The organism is Mycolicibacterium psychrotolerans (assembly GCF_010729305.1).
GTDB lineage: Bacteria > Actinomycetota > Actinomycetes > Mycobacteriales > Mycobacteriaceae > Mycobacterium > Mycobacterium psychrotolerans.
This window is the reverse complement of the sequence record NZ_AP022574.1, coordinates 1,275,511-1,291,073: the sequence shown is the minus strand read 5'-3', so window position 1 is coordinate 1,291,073 and position 15,563 is coordinate 1,275,511. Positions and strand designations below refer to the sequence as shown.

At 66.8% G+C, this 15,563-nt stretch carries 19 protein-coding genes and 3 tRNA genes; 10 read left to right on the top strand and 12 right to left on the bottom strand.

The features are described 5' to 3' along the window. Positions 1-126 precede the first annotated feature (126 nt). From G6N45_RS06375 to G6N45_RS06345, 7 genes are all read right to left on the bottom strand, one after another. Positions 127-783, bottom strand: a complete 657-nt coding sequence (locus G6N45_RS06375; protein WP_163720922.1) for a hypothetical protein — start codon at positions 781-783, stop codon at positions 127-129. Positions 784-796: 13 nt separating this feature from the next. Beyond that, positions 797-1,090: a helix-turn-helix domain-containing protein gene (locus G6N45_RS06370; protein WP_163720920.1), complete on the bottom strand. Its 294-nt coding sequence runs from the start codon at positions 1,088-1,090 to the stop codon at positions 797-799. Then, a complete protein-coding gene (locus G6N45_RS27795) occupies positions 1,080-1,574 on the bottom strand; it encodes a hypothetical protein (RefSeq protein WP_179965178.1) in 495 nt (164 codons plus the stop codon). The genes G6N45_RS06370 and G6N45_RS27795 overlap by 11 nt, the downstream gene beginning before the upstream one ends. Beyond that, complete coding sequence (locus G6N45_RS06360; protein ID WP_163720918.1) at positions 1,571-3,148, bottom strand: hypothetical protein; 1,578 nt, start codon at positions 3,146-3,148, stop codon at positions 1,571-1,573. Before G6N45_RS06360 ends, G6N45_RS27795 begins: the two co-directional genes overlap by 4 nt. Beyond that, positions 3,148-3,498: a DUF2742 domain-containing protein gene (locus G6N45_RS06355; protein ID WP_163720915.1), complete on the bottom strand. Its 351-nt coding sequence runs from the start codon at positions 3,496-3,498 to the stop codon at positions 3,148-3,150. The genes G6N45_RS06360 and G6N45_RS06355 overlap by 1 nt, the downstream gene beginning before the upstream one ends. Next, on the bottom strand, positions 3,495-3,803 hold the full coding sequence (locus tag G6N45_RS06350) for a hypothetical protein (RefSeq protein WP_163720913.1): 309 nt from the start codon (positions 3,801-3,803) through the stop codon (positions 3,495-3,497). Before G6N45_RS06350 ends, G6N45_RS06355 begins: the two co-directional genes overlap by 4 nt. 143 nt (positions 3,804-3,946) lie before the next feature. Further along, positions 3,947-4,162 carry an excisionase family DNA-binding protein gene (locus G6N45_RS06345; RefSeq protein WP_246228904.1) on the bottom strand — a complete coding sequence of 72 codons (216 nt, stop codon included), beginning with the start codon at positions 4,160-4,162 and terminating at the stop codon, positions 3,947-3,949. 101 nt (positions 4,163-4,263) lie between these two features. On the opposite strand from G6N45_RS06345, the gene G6N45_RS06340 reads away from it, so the two are divergent. Together G6N45_RS06340 and G6N45_RS06335 are read left to right on the top strand one after the other, a co-directional pair. After that, entirely contained in the window at positions 4,264-4,782 is a 519-nt protein-coding gene (locus tag G6N45_RS06340) for a helix-turn-helix domain-containing protein (RefSeq protein ID WP_163720912.1), read from the top strand. After that, positions 4,775-5,944, top strand: a complete 1,170-nt coding sequence (locus tag G6N45_RS06335) for a tyrosine-type recombinase/integrase (RefSeq protein WP_163720909.1) — start codon at positions 4,775-4,777, stop codon at positions 5,942-5,944. The genes G6N45_RS06340 and G6N45_RS06335 overlap by 8 nt, the downstream gene beginning before the upstream one ends. 70 nt (positions 5,945-6,014) lie before the next feature. Here G6N45_RS06335 and G6N45_RS06330 read toward each other — a convergent pair. Then, positions 6,015-6,087, bottom strand: a tRNA-Arg gene (locus tag G6N45_RS06330). A 26-nt stretch (positions 6,088-6,113) separates the two neighbouring features. Further along, positions 6,114-6,202: transfer RNA gene (locus G6N45_RS06325), tRNA-Ser, on the bottom strand. An 85-nt stretch (positions 6,203-6,287) separates the two neighbouring features. Between G6N45_RS06325 and hisC the strand changes: the two genes are divergently transcribed. The 5 genes from hisC (at position 6,288) to G6N45_RS06300 (ending at position 10,077) form a co-directional block, all read left to right on the top strand. Continuing rightward, positions 6,288-7,343: a histidinol-phosphate transaminase gene (gene hisC / locus G6N45_RS06320; RefSeq protein ID WP_163720907.1), complete on the top strand. Its 1,056-nt coding sequence runs from the start codon at positions 6,288-6,290 to the stop codon at positions 7,341-7,343. Beyond that, on the top strand, positions 7,340-7,810 hold the full coding sequence (locus G6N45_RS06315; RefSeq protein ID WP_163720905.1) for a DUF4334 domain-containing protein: 471 nt from the start codon (positions 7,340-7,342) through the stop codon (positions 7,808-7,810). The genes hisC and G6N45_RS06315 overlap by 4 nt, the downstream gene beginning before the upstream one ends. Positions 7,811-7,828: 18 nt before the next feature. Continuing rightward, positions 7,829-8,272, top strand: coding sequence for a hypothetical protein (locus G6N45_RS06310; protein WP_163720903.1), 444 nt, complete (start codon positions 7,829-7,831; stop codon positions 8,270-8,272). A 35-nt stretch (positions 8,273-8,307) separates the two neighbouring features. Continuing rightward, complete coding sequence (locus G6N45_RS06305) at positions 8,308-9,132, top strand: crotonase/enoyl-CoA hydratase family protein (RefSeq protein WP_163720901.1); 825 nt, start codon at positions 8,308-8,310, stop codon at positions 9,130-9,132. A 285-nt stretch (positions 9,133-9,417) separates the two neighbouring features. Then, a complete protein-coding gene (locus tag G6N45_RS06300; protein WP_163720899.1) occupies positions 9,418-10,077 on the top strand; it encodes a cutinase family protein in 660 nt (219 codons plus the stop codon). Positions 10,078-10,084: 7 nt separating this feature from the next. Here the strand turns inward: G6N45_RS06300 and G6N45_RS06295 are convergent. After that, a tRNA-Ser gene (locus tag G6N45_RS06295) sits at positions 10,085-10,171 on the bottom strand. A 10-nt stretch (positions 10,172-10,181) separates the two neighbouring features. Continuing rightward, positions 10,182-10,694 carry a MarR family winged helix-turn-helix transcriptional regulator gene (locus G6N45_RS06290; RefSeq protein ID WP_163720897.1) on the bottom strand — a complete coding sequence of 171 codons (513 nt, stop codon included), beginning with the start codon at positions 10,692-10,694 and terminating at the stop codon, positions 10,182-10,184. 79 nt (positions 10,695-10,773) lie between these two features. Between G6N45_RS06290 and G6N45_RS06285 the strand changes: the two genes are divergently transcribed. Further along, positions 10,774-11,745 (top strand): NAD(P)H-quinone oxidoreductase, encoded by a 972-nt coding sequence (locus G6N45_RS06285; RefSeq protein WP_163720895.1) that lies wholly within the window; start codon positions 10,774-10,776, stop codon positions 11,743-11,745. Positions 11,746-11,749: 4 nt separating this feature from the next. Here the strand turns inward: G6N45_RS06285 and G6N45_RS06280 are convergent, their stop codons facing one another. Next, positions 11,750-12,946, bottom strand: coding sequence for a cysteine desulfurase-like protein (locus G6N45_RS06280; protein WP_163720893.1), 1,197 nt, complete (start codon positions 12,944-12,946; stop codon positions 11,750-11,752). A gap of 132 nt (positions 12,947-13,078) precedes the next feature. On the opposite strand from G6N45_RS06280, the gene G6N45_RS06275 reads away from it, so the two are divergent. Together G6N45_RS06275 and G6N45_RS06270 are read left to right on the top strand one after the other, a co-directional pair. After that, on the top strand, positions 13,079-15,022 hold the full coding sequence (locus tag G6N45_RS06275) for a DUF6541 family protein (protein WP_163720891.1): 1,944 nt from the start codon (positions 13,079-13,081) through the stop codon (positions 15,020-15,022). A 28-nt stretch (positions 15,023-15,050) separates the two neighbouring features. Next, entirely contained in the window at positions 15,051-15,557 is a 507-nt protein-coding gene (locus G6N45_RS06270) for a bacterial proteasome activator family protein (protein ID WP_163720889.1), read from the top strand. The last annotated feature ends 6 nt before the right edge of the window (positions 15,558-15,563 follow it).

Sequence of the window (15,563 nt, the reverse complement as noted above, 5' to 3'; positions counted from 1 at the left end):
TTGGTGTTCCGCGGCGGCGCAGGCGCTTCTCGGAACTGCTGCAGCAGTGGCGTCATGGAAGCCCTTGCCTGAAACGAATCGCTGTGAAGGGCGGGTTTGACGCCGCCGCCGTTGGTCATGCGCGGGTCACGACCGAGTGCCGAATCCGCTGCGAAGCGGTTGGGCACCTTGCGGTTGGCTTCGGGAGTGCAAGTTCGGGATGGTGGGCATGCCCGCGCTGTGGGGGAGATTCAATGAGGGCGGCACGTAGTGCACGAGGTTGGCGAAGCCGTTGTCCCCGTACATGGCTAGTGCGGCCAGGTCGTCGAGGTCGCCGCGTGCTGCCGTGTTGCTTTCCAGGAAGTCCTGTTTGATCGTGGACCAGCCGCGGACGAGGGCTCTCTCCAGTACGGCTGTGGCGAGGATATTGTCGCCGGAGCGTTTCGCCGACTCATAGAGCTCTGCGGCGTCGTCAGCGTCCTCCAGTTGACGGGCACGAGACTGGGCGTCCCGGAAGCTGACGACCCTCGCCGGATCGTTGCTGGCAGTGGCCGACAAGCCGAAGAGTCGCCTCTCCAGTTCCTCCTTCACGCCGCGGACTGCGGCCTTTTCGCGGGCGCGGAGGGTGTCGATCTGTTCGACCACTTCGGCGTGGAGCGGTTCCAAGCGTTCCCGCTTGCCTACGACTGTGAGGCTCGGGTCCGATTCAATCTCGGCGTGCACGCGCGAGAACTCTTCGGCGACTTCTGCTGCCTCGTTGCGGTATCCCTCGACCTCGGCCTGCAGGGCTGGGAGACTACTCATGATGTTTGTCCTTTCATGCAATGTCTTTCAGGGCGAGTGTGTTGCGGTCGACGAGCCAGCGGCCACCCAACCGGACCGCGTTGAGTCGGCCGGTCTCGCATCGCTTGCGGACGCAGCGGTCTGTTACGCCGAGGGCCTCGGCTGCCTCGCCCGTGCTTAACCACACTTGTGAGTCTGCGCGAAGACCCTGCGATACCTCATCTTTCGTTCCGCAATCGGAACGAAGCGCAGCGAGGTGAAGTGCTGTAAGTACTACGTACGCCTCGGGATCGTTGTCGCGCAATCTGATTCGCCGATCAGCGGTCATGTTTGCCCGCTTCTCGAGCCACCTCGCCATCCGCGGGGGGATGATGACCGACCCGTCGCTGGTGAGGCGCTGGGTGATGCGCACCTCTAACCGTGAGAACTCGGGCGGCCGTCCGGAGGCGTCGCGCCGATACGCCGCGATCATCGGTGCCTCTCAGCGGTGGCGTGCCGCGACACGGCGCTCCGGGAGTGAGCACGATGACGTGACAGGGCGACCCGCGCAAGGTCATTCGAGCGCAGCGCATTGGCGCGAGCCGCACCCGCAAGTTCCAGAAGCCCGGGAGCGACCCAAGCTGCTCGTGTGTCGCTTCGGCAACACTGGAGTCGTACCGGACATCCATGTCGTCGATCGAACTCTGCTTAGCGAGCACCGAGTGCTCGCGGCCGTCCGGCTCGATGGCGACCGCCGCGACGTAGTCGGGGGCGCCCACATCACAGAGGCGCGCCGTGCGCTCAAGATCGAGCAGGTGGCCGTCGCCGGTCATGTCGCCGTCCTCTGGCGTTTGCTGGCAGGTAGGAAGGGTTGGGCCATTCCGTTGCGCGTGGTGGAACCGTTGTGAACCACGGCGAGCGCAGGATGCAGTGTCTTGGGACGAAGCTCGCGCCGTGGGTCAAGATCTCGGCAGTCATCGCACAAGAGACTGGTGGCCGCCGACGGCAAACAGATGTAGCAACTCTCGCACCTGGCGAATGTCTGTCTTCGAGGGTGCTTGCCTTTCTCTGGCTGGACGGGTGCTGATTGATCGACCTGAACAGTCGAACTGGGAATATCTGGTTCTACTGCGAGAGGTGCGGGTACACGCTGTACCGCTAGGACACCGTCTCTGAACTGCGGGTTTTGGGGGTGTACCAGTGGTACACCTTGTACCTTTTCGCTTAGCCGATAGCGCATGCCGCGGTCGCGGTGGATTTCAGCGATTAACCCGTCTGCAGCTAACTCGGCGACTGCTGCTCCGAAGTGTTCGCGTAGGTCGGCCTTGAGCTTCCGGCGGATGTCGTTTGCGGCCGATTCACCGTCGCGATCGAGCCACCGCAACACGGCCGCCTTGGCACGCCCCAGCTTTTGGTCGGAGACGAACTCGTCACCGCTCGCCCTGGCCATTGCCCTGCTGTGGATCTTTGCTTGCTCAGCCGTCCTCGCCGCGTGCACGATCCAGTCGCGGGTGCTGTCGGACACCGACAGGACGGTCTCGGCAAGCTCCCAGTCCAGTTCGCCGACCACTGATCTGTGGTGCATGATCGCCAGGACCGCGGCCACTTTGCACTTGGTCAACATGCGATGTCCGTCGAGGGCATCGGGCTCGCCGCGCTGGCGGGCTATGTGCGCGCTGATGATCTGTTCGCGGATCTCCGGGAATCCGTAGGTGATCTCGGTGTCTTGGTGCGCCCAGGACGGCAGCCGGGTGTTGAGCGGCTCGGGGTCCGGCCGTACGTCTGCTGGCATGGTGGGATCGATCGTGGGTGCCCACAGCACTCGTTGGGGGGTGCCGCCGGTCGTGTCGTTGAAGATGACGTCGCAGTGACCGGGTTGGGCGCCGATGCTCATGCACATGCGGTAGGTGTGCGGAAGCACGATCCTGGTGGTGGCCTCCGAGGCGTTGGATTGCCCGATCAACTCACCCATCACCGCCGACTTGAGCTGAGCGAGCAGGATGGAGCCCTGACGCCCGGCGATCCCAGCGAGCGAGTCAATCTCGGAAACGTTGACGATGGCCCGGGTAATGTGCTCGGCGCCCTCTTTCTTCGGTGGCGCGAACAGGGCCGCGATGCCTTCGCCCGATCCGATGGGGCGCTCAATGATCGGCGTCGGCCAGGCGAGCTTGGCGACCTTGTCGGATATGCCTTTTCCGCCGCCAGAAGGCGAGACAAACGCTCCGATGAGATTGAGCGACGCAGGGCCGCCGATGACGCCCGGCAGCTGTACGCCGGGGCTAGTGCTCGCCGACACGCGGAGCAGGACCGCGAGGAATACCGCCCATTTAGCGGCGAAGCGAGCGTGGGCCCACTGCCGGACGTTGTTGAGTTGTTCGGTGCTGTCGAAGAATTCGTCGACGTGCATCAGGCGCTTCTCCGTAGTTCGTCGATTTCGTGGCGGCGCTGCACCTGGCGCGCGACCTCTGACCAGTCCGCGCCATCCCAGACGTCTTCGGCGGCCTCGGCGCGCTGCTCCTGGCCAACTTGGTACCGCAATACCCAATGCTCGCCAGCGATGGCGACCGCCAGCAGCTTGCGTGGATCGCCGTCGGCGAGCTCGGCCCACGCGGGCGTCCCGGCAATCGGCAGACGTCCGCAATTAGCCTGAGCAACAACGGCTTCTAAGAAGAGGTGCACTGGCCACCACTGGACTTCCCTTGATGCGGGAGAACCCGCCCCAGCGGGGCGGGCCTCCTCTCCTGCCGATCGCGTCACTGGCCCGCCAGCCGGTCGGCGCGGTCGGCCCCGGCGATCAGTAGGCCGGCGAGTTCGCGGGCCTGGCCGCTCGACAGCCCAGCGTCGGAGCGGCCCATTGCGACGTCGAGCAGCACATCGATGCAGCCGAGGGAACCGTCGCGGCGCTGCTCGGCAAGCACCGTGACCGTGGGGCACTGCAGCAAGGTTGCTACGGACACGCAGCCGACCTTGATGTAGACATCTCGAGTGTTGTGATCGGTCCAGACGTCGGCTTCGGCGCCGTCGGGTACCGGCGGGTTGGTCTTTGGGTTTATCGTGGTCATGACGCCTTTCTCAGTTCGGTGTTGGGTGGTCGTTCTCCGAAGGGCCTCGGTTGCCGCCGGGGCCCTTCGCATGTCTCGCATGTCCTCGGTCCGGTCGTCTTCGACGAGGCCAAGGTCGGCGTGTTCCTCCTGCGGCCGGCGCATTAGGCGGCGCCATCGCCATCGATGCGACTTATGTATTCGCGAACTGCAGCCTCGGATATCAACCGGCGGCGGCCGACCTTCACGCTCCGGAGTTCGCGGCTGGCGATCAGCGCGAACACTGTAGATCGGCCAACACTGAGCCGGTCCATCACGGCCTCGACTGGCCAAAGTCGGCTGTCGAGCCGGTCAATTTGTTCTTTCACTCCCTGTGTCATCGCTATCCTTTGTGTCGCCTTAGTCGACAGCGATCTGTCGACTCTTGTGACACTAGCATGAGTGTTAACGAACGCGACAGAACACGTGCGAGAATGTCGTGGTGAACGACAGCAGCGATGGAACGCCGTGGCGCGACCGGTTCGCAAAACGCCTCGGTGTCGAGATTCAGGCCACGCGCAAACAACGCGATATGTCGGCGGTGAAGCTTTCTGAAGTAACAGCCGCCATAGGAGTGCCTCTGCACCGGGTGGCGATCACTCGGATCGAGAAGGGGGAACAGGACGTGACCGCAGTCGAACTGGTCGCCCTGGCTGTGGCCCTCGATACCGATTGGGCGCAGTGGCTGTCGAGAGCTACTGACGGACTAGAGGTGGCTGGCACCCGCAGTGACCGTGCAGTGCTGCGGATGCTCATTGATGAGGTCAACGAGCAGTTGGATACCCAGCGGCATAACTTGTTTCAAGCTGAGCAAGGCCCTCAGCAGCTCAACATTCCCGATCGCTACCGCGAGCGCCTGTTGGAGGACGCCCAGCGTTACAGAGACCTGATCAAGTCGCTTGAGGTGACGCGCGATCGATATGAAGAAGACCTGAAGAAGCTGGACTCCGGCGATGCCTAGACAGCGGATGATCCCCGGCGACCATGGCCGTATCACCGAACGCTCACGCGGCGGAAAGTTCTACGCGACAACTTATGTCCGCGACTCCGACGGAAAGCGTCGGAGGGTCGAGCGGTCCAGCGATAGATCTGCCGAGGACGCCCGCCGGCTGTTGCAGCGGCACCTGAAAGGCCGACGCCCGCCAATCGCCGGGCAGGAGATCACCGACAGGTCATCGCTGGCGGAACTGTTCGACGTCTGGATTCTGGCGAAGGCTGCCGAGGACGGCGTTAGTGAACAGACGGCCGACCAGTACCGCCAGGTATGGGCTAAACATGGCGCACTCCAATTGGGCGCGCTGCGCATCGGCGAGGTCGATACGAAGCGGGCCCAGCGTCATCTGCAGGACATGGGTGCGACGACCCAGGCGAAGCGGCTTCGTATGATTCTGGTCGGTATGTTCTCGATGGCGGTCAGGTTCGGAGTCATCACCGTGAATCCGATTCGCGAGGCAAAGCCCTCGAGGGCGACAGCCAAGACGGTCGTGCGAGAGATCCTGCCCGACGATCTTGTGCGCGTTCGTACTGCAGTTCGCGCCTATGCCGACCGTGAGGGGCCGGGTCCGCGACCGGGCCGCTTGTTGCCGGCGTTTGTCGATCTGTTGGTGGCGACGGGAGCCAGGCCAAACGAGGTGTTGGCATTGCGGTGGTCGGACTGCGATCCCGGCGGAGAACCGCCGACGGTCACGATTCGCGGGACGTTGATCGACCATGGCCGCATCGCCGGAAAGCCGCTGCATCGGCAGGACCGCCGGAAGGGCGATGCGCCCGAGCACACGGTCGTTCTGCCCCGTCTCGGTGTCGAGGCGCTGGAAGCATTGAAGGCCGAGTCCATCGGTGATGGCCCCGTGTTCGCCAACCGCGACGGCGGGTGGATATCGCTGGCGAACATGCGCCGCTCGCTGCGGGCCGCGCTCCCCGAGGAGATGCGGACCAGGATCACGCCGCACACGTTCCGGCGTGCGGTCGCCACGGTCGTCCGTGACGCACTGGGCTCCGAGAAGGCGCAGCAGCAGTTGAGCCACGCCAAGCTGGCAACGACCGAAAAGCACTACCTGCAGAGGCACACCCACGGCCCCGACGTCCGTGCTGTGCTGGACGAATACACCAGCGTCCGAAAATGAAAGTGGCGGGAAAGTAGCAACTCCCGGGCGTGTTGCTTATGCCTCGGGAGTCGTCTTCGCTGGTAGAAAGCGCGCCCGAAGGGATTCGAACCCCTAACCTTCTGATCCGTAGTCAGATGCTCTATCCGTTGAGCTACGGGCGCTTGGGTCGTACATGTTCAGTTGTGCGCGGAGGCGAGAGGATTTGAACCTCCGGTCCGCTTTAAGGCGGACAACTCATTAGCAGTGAGTCCCATTCGGCCGCTCTGGCACGCCTCCCGACGTTTACCGCCGCGCCGATGAGAGTACACAGCCCCCACGGCGGGAAGCAAAGCAGATCGGAGGCGGCCCTAAACTGTTCCAGGTGCCCGCCCGTCTGCGCCCCGAACTCGCCGATCTTCCCGCCTACGCGCCGGGCAAGACCGTGCCGGGCGCCATCAAGATCGCCAGCAACGAGACCGTCGACGGACCGCTGCCCAGCGTGCGCGCCGCGGTCGAGAAGGCCCTCGACGGCATCAACCGCTACCCCGACAACGGGTACGTCGAGCTCAAGCAGCGGTTGGCCAAACATGTCGACTTCGCGCCCGAACACATCTCGGTGGGCTGCGGATCGGTCAGCCTGTGCCAACAGCTGATCCAGATCACCTGCACCGTCGGTGACGAGGTCCTGTTCGGCTGGCGCAGCTTCGAGATCTACCCGCTGCAGGTCCGCACCGCCGGCGCCACCCCCGTGCAGGTACCGCTGACCGACCACACCTTCGACCTGGACGCGATGCTCGCCGCGATCACCGACCGCACGCGGCTGATCTTCGTCTGCAACCCGAACAACCCGACCAGCACCGTCGTCGACCCGGAGGCACTGGCCCGGTTCGTCGAAGCCGTACCGCCGGACGTCATGGTGGTGCTCGACGAGGCCTACATCGAGTACATCCGCGACGGCCTCGTCCCCGACAGTTTCGGCCTGGTGCGGGCCCACAGCAATGTCGTTGTGCTGCGCACCTTTTCGAAGGCCTACGGGCTGGCAGGCCTGCGCGTCGGGTACGCCGTCGCCGATCCGGAGATCATCACCGCGCTGTCGAAGGTGTACGTGCCCTTCACCGCGACCACCGTCTCGCAGGCCGCCGCGATCGCATCCCTGGACGCCGCCGACGAACTGCTCGAGCGCACCGACGCCGTCGTGGCCGAACGGGTGCGGGTGTCGGCGGCGCTGCGCGAGGCCGGTTACGAGGTGCCGCCGTCACAGGCCAACTTCGTCTGGCTGCCGCTGCCCGGCAGGGCGTCCGCGTTCGCCGCCGACGCCGCCAACAGCCGCATCATCGTCCGGCCCTACGGTGAGGACGGCGTCCGGGTCACCGTCGCCGCCCCCGACGAGAACGACGCCTTCCTCGCCTTCGCCCGCACATGGACAGGACGCGCATGACCGACGCCCGCACCACCTTCACCGAGCTGACCCGGCGCACCGACCGGATCGACGACGCCGAACTCGACGCGTTCTGGGCCACCCTCGTGCCCGCGACCGTCGAGTTCATGATCGGCGAGTGGAAGGGCGGCGAGTTCGACACCGGCCACAAGGCCAACGGTTTCATGAAGCGACTCAACTGGTTCGGCAAGACGTTCGTCTCGGCCGCCGACGCCAAGCCCCTGGTCTGCCTGGACGCCGAGGGCAACAGGTTCTCCAACACCGAGGCGATGAACGGCGAGGCCAGCCTCTGGATGGAGGAGTTCCGCGGGGAGACGGTGGCCTCGATGGTCTACGACGGGAAGCCGGTGCACGACCACTTCAAGGTCGTCGACGACAACGCGGTGATCGGCATGAACGGCAAGGGGGCTCTCGACACAAGCTCCGGCACGCCGCGCCACCTGTACTTCTATCTGGAACGGGTGTAGCCGCCTATCGTTGCGCAGATGAACACGCGCGTGCGGGTGACGGCGGCGACGCTCGCCGGGCTGGCGATCGCGCTCGGCGCGACCACGGCGTGCCAGCGCACCACCGAGGGCGCCGTCGCGCAGACCACCCAGCCGGGACCTCCGTTGACCACCGAGCCCAGTGCGCCGGGTCGGCTCCCGTCGATCCCCGGTCTGCCCGAGATCACGATCCCGAACCTGCCGCTGCCCACCCGCGGCACCGACGTCCCCGTGGTTCCCCCGCCGCCGAATGCGACAAGCATGACCTGCGAGGAGTACAGCGGCCTCGACGAGCCCACCCGCGTCGCGGTGGTCCGGGCGATCCTCGAGCAGGGCAGCAACCCGCTGGGCCCCAACGGCGAGACGGTGGGCCAACTGCTGGCGGATGCGGCGTGCCAGTTCCTGCCCAGCGCCAAGGTGAGCGACGTCCTGATGGGCTCGTAGCCCACGCAGTCGCGAGGCGGCTAGCCTCTTGGTCCATGGGCAGCAGCTATGAGTCATTGACCGTCGACATCGCCGACCACATCGCGCAGGTCACGCTCATCGGACCCGGCAAGGGCAACGCGATGGGCCCGGCGTTCTGGGCCGAACTCCCCCAGGCCTTCGCCGAACTGGACGCCGACCCCGACGTGCGGGCGATCGTGCTGACCGGGTCGGGCCGCAACTTCAGCTACGGCCTGGACCTGGCGGCGATGGGCGGCACGCTGTCGCCGATGATGGCCGAGGGCGCGCTGGCCAAATCCCGCGCCGACTTCCACGCCCGGCTCAAGACCATGCAGCAGTCGATCACCGCCGTCGCGGACTGCCGCACCCCGACCATCGCGGCGATCCAGGGCTGGTGCATCGGCGGCGGCGTCGACCTGATCTCGGCCGTCGACATCCGCTACGCCAGCGCCGACGCGAAATTCTCCGTCCGCGAGGTCAAGCTCGCCATCGTCGCCGACGTCGGCTCGCTGGCGCGGCTGCCGCTGATCCTGTCCGACGGGCATCTGCGGGAGCTGGCGTTGACGGGCAAGGACATCGACGCCGACCGCGCCGAGAAGATCGGCCTGGTCAATGACGTGTATCCCGATGCAGAAGCCGCCCTGGCCGCCGCGCGGGCCACCGCGGCCGAGATCGCCGCGAACCCGCCGCTGGTCGTCGCCGGCATCAAGGACGTCCTCGACGAGCAGCGCACCGCTGCCGTGTCGGCCAGCCTGCGTTACGTCGCGGCGTGGAACTCGGCGTTCCTTCCGTCGAAAGACCTCACCGAGGGCATCACCGCGATGTTCGAGAAGCGGGCACCCGAGTTCAAAGGGGAGTGACGCTCAGGCCACTGCCTCTCACACCAAAGTCCGGCCCGACGTAGCTCGACATCGAGATCCGCCACTGCGGTTGGGTGGCAGTGGACGTTCCTGTCGTCATACGTCGATATTGACGGGTTTGCCAATCTTTTACGTCCGCTATTGAGCGAAACGTCCGGGCGCAGGACGATTTCCAGCCTCGGGGCATGCGCCGACGGCACGCTTCTCTGGCAGCTACCCGCGGACGGTGGTAAACGGGTTTGCTGAATGGGTTTAGCCATTGGTTGATCGTGGAAAGACATCGGCATGGGGAAAAGATCGACATTCAGTGCCGCGGCTGTTTCCGCCGTCGCGTGCGCATCCGCACTGTTCGGCCCGGGCGTGCCCGCGGCAGGCGCCCAGGGGTGCAGCGACGTCGAGGTGATCTTCGCCCGGGGGACCGGAGAGCCGGCCGGGGTCGGGTGGCTCGGAACCGCGTTCATCAACACCGTGCGCGGCAAGGTCGGCGCGAGAACCGTTTCGGCGTATGCGGTCAACTACCCCGCCGACTGGAATCTGTACTCGTCGGTGCGGGCAGGCGGTTCCGACGCGTTGGCCCGCATCCACACCACGGCGGCGAACTGCCCCGACACCCGCATCGTCCTGGGCGGGTACTCCCAGGGTGCAGGCGTCATCGACCAGCTCGCGATCGGGCAACCCGTCGGAGTGTTCACGCCGATGCCCATACCCGCAGGAGACGAACCCCGAATCGCGGCAATCGCGGTGTTCGGCAACCCCTTACGCACGATGAACAATGGGGGGTCGCTGGTGGACAAGAGTCCCGTCTACGGCAGCCGCACCATCGACCAGTGCGCCACCGGTGACAAGTACTGCAGCGGAGGCACGGACCCCATGGCGCACTACGCCCACCTGCAGAACGGCATGGTCGACCAGGCGGGTTCGTTCGTCGCCGCCCGCGTGCAGTGAACCGCCGCGGTGGCGGAGGGATTTGAACCCCCGGACGGTGTTAGCCGTCTCTCGCTTTCAAGGCGAGTGCATTAGGCCGCTCTGCCACGCCACCGCGGGTCAGTCTAGACGCGGCCCACCTTGACCGACTGCGTGCCCGACTTCAGCCCGACGCTGATCCGACGGCAGTTCTCCCCCATCGCCGCGACCTGCGGGCGAGTCAAACGGTCGAGGAAGTGAGCGCGCACCGCGGCGCCGTAGGTGTTCAGGGCCGTCGCCAGCGCCTCGCGCCCTTCCGGCGTGATCCGCGCCAGCACACCCCGTCCGTCGTCCGGGCTCGCCCCCCGACCGACCAGACCCTGCTTCTCCAAACGATGGATCTGGCGCGTCACCCGGCTCGGCAGCGACATCAACGACTCCGCCAGATCACCCATCCGCGCGGCACCCGAAGGCGACCTGGCCAGAAGGTCGAGCAGCCGAACGTCGTTGAGTGTGAGCTTGTGACGGTCCACCAACGAACGATTCATGGTGGCGTACAAGCGAAGTGCGGCGTCCAGAAAGTTCTGCCACGCCCGTTGTTCTGCAATGTCAAGCCCAGGCGTATCGCTGGCGGTACGCCCCCCGATGATCCCCTCCATGCGCACATAGTAGATGCACGCCCGTATTGCTGACAGGTTATGAGCAGGGGACTTTTCCCTGCGTAGTAGCCTTGCGTGGATGCGCGCGATCGTGTCCGATTCAGGCCGGCTCACCTGGCAAACCATCCCTGACGTCGCGCCTGCGCCCGGCGAGGTTCTCATCCGGGTCACCGCTGCGGGCGTGAACCGGGCCGATCTCCTTCAAGCGGCCGGGAACTATCCGCCACCTCCTGGTGCCAGCGACATCATAGGACTCGAAGTGTCGGGATTCCTAGAGCGCGTCGGTGACGGCGTCACGAATTGGACTAAGGGGCAACGCGTCTGCGCTTTGCTGGCGGGAGGTGGGTACGCCGAGTACGTGGCGGTTCCGGCCGGCCAGGTATTGCCCGCGCCCGACGGCGTCCCCCTCGAACACGCCGCCGGCCTGCCCGAGGTGGCCTGCACCGTCTGGTCGAACGTGGTGATGACCGCCGGCCTGCGCCCGTCCCAACTGCTGCTCGTCCACGGCGGTGCCAGCGGCATCGGCACCCATGCCATCCAGGTGGCGCGCGCGCTGGGGTGTCGCGTCGCGGTGACCGCCGGTTCACGCAACAAACTCGAGCTGTGCGCCGAACTCGGTGCCGAGATCACCATCGACTACCACAGCGAAGATTTCGTCGAAGCCGTGCGAGATGCGGGCGGGGCGGACGTCATCCTCGACATCATGGGAGCGGCCTATCTGGACCGCAACATCGACGCGCTCGCCGCCGACGGCCGGCTGGTGATCATCGGCATGCAGGGCGGCGTCAAGGCCGAGCTGAACATCGGCAAATTGCTGGCCAAGCGCGGCGGCGTGTTCGCCACCGCACTGCGCGCCCGCCCGGTCGACGGCCCCGCAGGCAAGAGCGAGATCGTGGCCCGGGTGCGCGACGAGGTGTGGCCGCTGATCGCCGACGGTCAGGTCCGGCCGGTGATCGGCGCCGAGTTCCCCGTCGCCGAGGCGCAGGCCGCCCACGAACTGCTCGAGTCGGGTGACGTCTCCGGGAAAGTGATTCTGCGCGTTCGCGATTGAGCCGTCAGCCCAGCGACGCGAGCGCCCGCACCAGCTGGTCCACCTCGGCGGCGGTGCTGTAATGGGCCAGCCCGATCGTCACCGCGCCGCCGATGTCGTTGACACCGATCACGTCGAGTACGCGGGAGTTCGCGTTCGCGATCGCGAGGATGCCGTTGTCGGCCAGCCGCTGCACGACGCGCTCGGCCGGCACGTTCTCGACCGCGAAACTGAGCACCGGGATCCGCACCTCCGGGCTGCCGATCACCATCACCGCCGGCAGCAGGCGCAACGAGGACAACAGGTAGTCGAAAAGTCCGTTCAGGTACCCCGACACCGACCGCATCGACACCTCGAGCCGCTCCCGGCGACTGCCCTGTGCTGAATCCTCCAGGCCGGCAAGGTATTCGATGCTCGCCACCACACCCGCCAGCAGGCCGAACTGATGGGTGCCGAGCTCGAGGCGGTCCGGCCCGGTGGCGTACGGGTTCAGCGACACCGAGCCGAACGCGTCGATCATCGAGGGATCGCGGAAGACCAGCGCACCGATCGGCGGGCCACCCCAGGCGAGCGCGTTGAGCGCCACCACGTCGGCCTCGACCTCCTGGATGTCGATGAGCCGGTACGGCGCCGCGGCGGAGTGGTCCACCACCACAAGACCGCCGACCTCGTGAACCAGCTTGGTCACTTCGCGGAGTTCCGTCACCGTCCCCAAAGTCGCTGAGGCAGAGGCCAACGCGACCATGCGGGTGGGCCGGGTGACCAGCCCCTCCCACTGCCAGGTCGGCAGTTCACCGGTCTCGATGTCGACCTCGGCCCACTTGACCTTCGCGCCGTAGCGGTTGGCCGCGCGCAGCCACGGGGCGATGTTCGCCTCGTCGTCGAGTCGCGACACCACCACCTCGTAGCCGAGGCCCACCCGGGCGGACGCGGCGTCGGCGAGCGAGGTCAGCAACACCGCACGATCGGCGCCCAGAACCACCCCGCCAGGGTCCGCGTTGACCAGATCGGCCACTGCCTGGCGCGCGGCGGCCAGTACCGCAGCGCTGCGCCGCGACGACGGGTGCGGACTCGACACCGTCGGCATCGAACCGCGAAACGCGGTGGAGACGGCCCGGCTCACGGTGTCCGGCAGCAGCATCCCGTGCTGTGCGTCCAGATGCACCCAGCCATCGCCCAACGACGGGTGCAATCCACGCACCCGGGCGACGTCGTATGCCATGCCAGCCCACCTTAGTGCGTCAAGGGAACCTCGCCGCACCGCCCGATACGGACGGTCGAGCGGTTGCCCGACCTCGCTCTTGCTGCCCATGCCGTGGCCGGTACGGGTCATCTGGGCAGCCATACTAGTCGAGTGGGCTTCGGGTTCGGCGTTCTCCTTGCGCTGTTGTTGCTGGTGGGGCCCGGGGCAATCATCGCGCGGTGCGGCGGACTGCACTGGCCCGCGGCCGTCGCGGTCGGACCGGCCCTGACCTACGGCGCCGCAGCCATGGCCATCGTCCCGTTCGGCGCGCTGGGCCTGCCGTGGAACGCGGCGTCGGCGCTGCTGGCCGTCGTCGTGGTGGCGGTCGCCGTGACGTGTTTGCGGGTGCTGCTGCGCCGATTCACCGCGCCCCGGCCCGACGACCGCGCCGTGCCGCCGCGGGGGGCGGGACTGCTGGTGGCCGGCGGCGTGTTGCTCGGCGCGGTGCTGATCTGGCTGGCCGCTACCCGCGGGCTCGAGAACTGGCAGTCGATTCCCAGCACCTGGGATGCCGTGTGGCACGCCAACACCATCCGGTTCATCCTCGACACCGGGCAGGCCTCCCCCACCCACATGGGCGAACTGCGCAACATCGAGACCCACGAAGCGCTCTACTACCCGTCCACGTTCCACGCGGTCGCCGCTGTCTTCGCCCAGCTGTCCGGCGCCGCACCGACGACGGCGTACACCGTCAGCTCGGTCGCGGTGTCGAGCTGGCTGTTCCCCGTCAGCGCCGCGGTGCTGACCTGGCAGCTGCTGCGCTCCCGGACCGGCCCGTGGCCCACCGCGGGCGCGGCCGCCACGGCCGCCGCGCTGTCGGCGTCGTTCACCGCGGTGCCCTACGTGGAGTTCGACACCGCATCCATGCCGAACCTCGCCGCGTACGGCATCGCGGTGCCCGTCTTCGTGCTCACCACCACGACCCTGGCCCACCGCGACCGCATCCCGATGGCCGTGCTGGCTGTCGTGGGGGTGTTCTCGGTGCACATCACCGGCGGCGTGGTCACCGTCCTGCTGGTGGCCGCGTGGTGGCTCGTCGAGGCGTTGCGCCATCCCGTGCGCGGCCGGCTGACCGACACCGGCACGCTGCTACTCGTCGGCGCGCCGGCGGTCGCCGTGCTGCTGCCCCAGTTCCTCGGGGTCCTGCAGCAGGCCGAGATCATCGAGGGCCACTCGTTCGTCACCCATCAGGGCAAGAAGAGGGCGCTGTTCGATGCCGTCGTGCAGCACACCCGCCATCTCAACGACTTCCCGATCCAGTGGGTACTGATCGCGTTGGCCGCCGTCGGAGGGGTGATCCTGCTCGTCCGGCGGGTGTGGTGGCCGCTGCCTGTGTGGCTGCTGCTCGTGGTGGCGATCGTGCACTCCTCAGCGCCGTTCGGGGGTCCGGCCGGGGCGCTCACCGGGACGTTCAGTGACCTCTTCTACAGCGATCCCCGCCGCCTGTCGGCGGTGGTGAGCATGCTGCTGAGCGCGCCGGCCGGCATCGCCGCCTACACGATCGTCGCGGCCGTCGTCGGACGGATGGGCCGGCTCGATCCGCGGCTCCGGTACGCCACCGGCGGCGCGGTTCTGGTGCTGACGTGCGTCGTCTCGGCCGTGCTCTACCTTCCCCGCCACGAGTTCCTGTTCGGCGAGAAGTACGACTCGGTGATCATCGACGGGAAGGACCTGGAGGCGTTCGCCCACCTGGCCGCGCTGCCCGGGGCGCGGGACACCCTGGTCGCCAACGCCAACACCGACGGCACCGCATGGATGTACGCGGTCGCCGGCCTGCATCCGCTGTGGACCCACTACGACTATCCGGTGCAGCAGGGGCCGGGGTATCACCGGTTCATCATCTGGGCCTATGCCGACGACGCCGACACCGATCCACGGGTGGCCGAGGCCGTCTCGGCGCTGAACATCCGCTACCTTCTCGTGAGCACGCCGGTGGTGCGGGGCTTCGTGATGCCCGACGGTCTGGCGTCGCTGGACAAATCCCGTTCCTGGGAGAAGATCTACGACAACGGCGAGGCGCGCATCTACCAGTGGCGCGGAGCCCGACCGGAATGACGACGCGACGCTGGGGCACTCTAGGACCATGACTTCTGACACCACCGACGACGACAACGTCGAGATCATCGGCGACAGCTCCACCGATATGGAGCAGGACTCGGACAGCAAGTCGCTGACCGATCTCGTCGAGCAGCCGGCAAAGGTGATGCGCATCGGCACGATGATCAAACAGCTGCTCGAGGAGGTGCGCGCCGCGCCGCTGGACGAGGCGAGCCGCGGCCGGCTGCGCGACATCCACCGCACCAGCATCCGCGAACTGGAGGACGGGCTGGCCCCGGAGTTGCGCGCCGAACTCGAGCGGCTCACGCTGCCGTTCACCGAAGAGGAGGTGCCGTCGGACTCCGAACTGCGCATCGCGCAGGCCCAGCTGGTGGGGTGGCTCGAAGGCCTGTTCCACGGCATCCAGACCGCGCTCTTCGCCCAGCAGATGGCGGCCCGTCAGCAACTCGAGCAGATGCGTCAGGGCGCGCTGCCGCCCGGCGTGGTGGTGCCCGGCCAGCGCGGCGGGCACAGCACCGGCCAGTACCTGTGAGCGTTC

Bases quoted from the DNA above. Each gene is read 5' to 3' on its own strand.
- G6N45_RS06375 (WP_163720922.1), bottom strand. From the start codon at position 783: ATGAGTAGTCTCCCAGCCCTGCAGGCCGAGGTCGAGGGATACCGCAAC.
- G6N45_RS06370 (WP_163720920.1), bottom strand. From the start codon at position 1,090: ATGACCGCTGATCGGCGAATCAGATTGCGCGACAACGATCCCGAGGCG.
- G6N45_RS27795 (WP_179965178.1), bottom strand. From the start codon at position 1,574: ATGACCGGCGACGGCCACCTGCTCGATCTTGAGCGCACGGCGCGCCTC.
- G6N45_RS06360 (WP_163720918.1), bottom strand. From the start codon at position 3,148: ATGCACGTCGACGAATTCTTCGACAGCACCGAACAACTCAACAACGTC.
- G6N45_RS06350 (WP_163720913.1), bottom strand. From the start codon at position 3,803: ATGACCACGATAAACCCAAAGACCAACCCGCCGGTACCCGACGGCGCC.
- G6N45_RS06345 (WP_246228904.1), bottom strand. From the start codon at position 4,162: ATGACACAGGGAGTGAAAGAACAAATTGACCGGCTCGACAGCCGACTT.
- G6N45_RS06335 (WP_163720909.1), top strand. From the start codon at position 4,775: ATGCCTAGACAGCGGATGATCCCCGGCGACCATGGCCGTATCACCGAA.
- G6N45_RS06315 (WP_163720905.1), top strand. From the start codon at position 7,340: ATGACCGACGCCCGCACCACCTTCACCGAGCTGACCCGGCGCACCGAC.
- G6N45_RS06310 (WP_163720903.1), top strand. From the start codon at position 7,829: ATGAACACGCGCGTGCGGGTGACGGCGGCGACGCTCGCCGGGCTGGCG.
- G6N45_RS06305 (WP_163720901.1), top strand. From the start codon at position 8,308: ATGGGCAGCAGCTATGAGTCATTGACCGTCGACATCGCCGACCACATC.
- G6N45_RS06300 (WP_163720899.1), top strand. From the start codon at position 9,418: ATGGGGAAAAGATCGACATTCAGTGCCGCGGCTGTTTCCGCCGTCGCG.
- G6N45_RS06290 (WP_163720897.1), bottom strand. From the start codon at position 10,694: ATGGAGGGGATCATCGGGGGGCGTACCGCCAGCGATACGCCTGGGCTT.
- G6N45_RS06285 (WP_163720895.1), top strand. From the start codon at position 10,774: ATGCGCGCGATCGTGTCCGATTCAGGCCGGCTCACCTGGCAAACCATC.
- G6N45_RS06280 (WP_163720893.1), bottom strand. From the start codon at position 12,946: ATGGCATACGACGTCGCCCGGGTGCGTGGATTGCACCCGTCGTTGGGC.
- G6N45_RS06270 (WP_163720889.1), top strand. From the start codon at position 15,051: ATGACTTCTGACACCACCGACGACGACAACGTCGAGATCATCGGCGAC.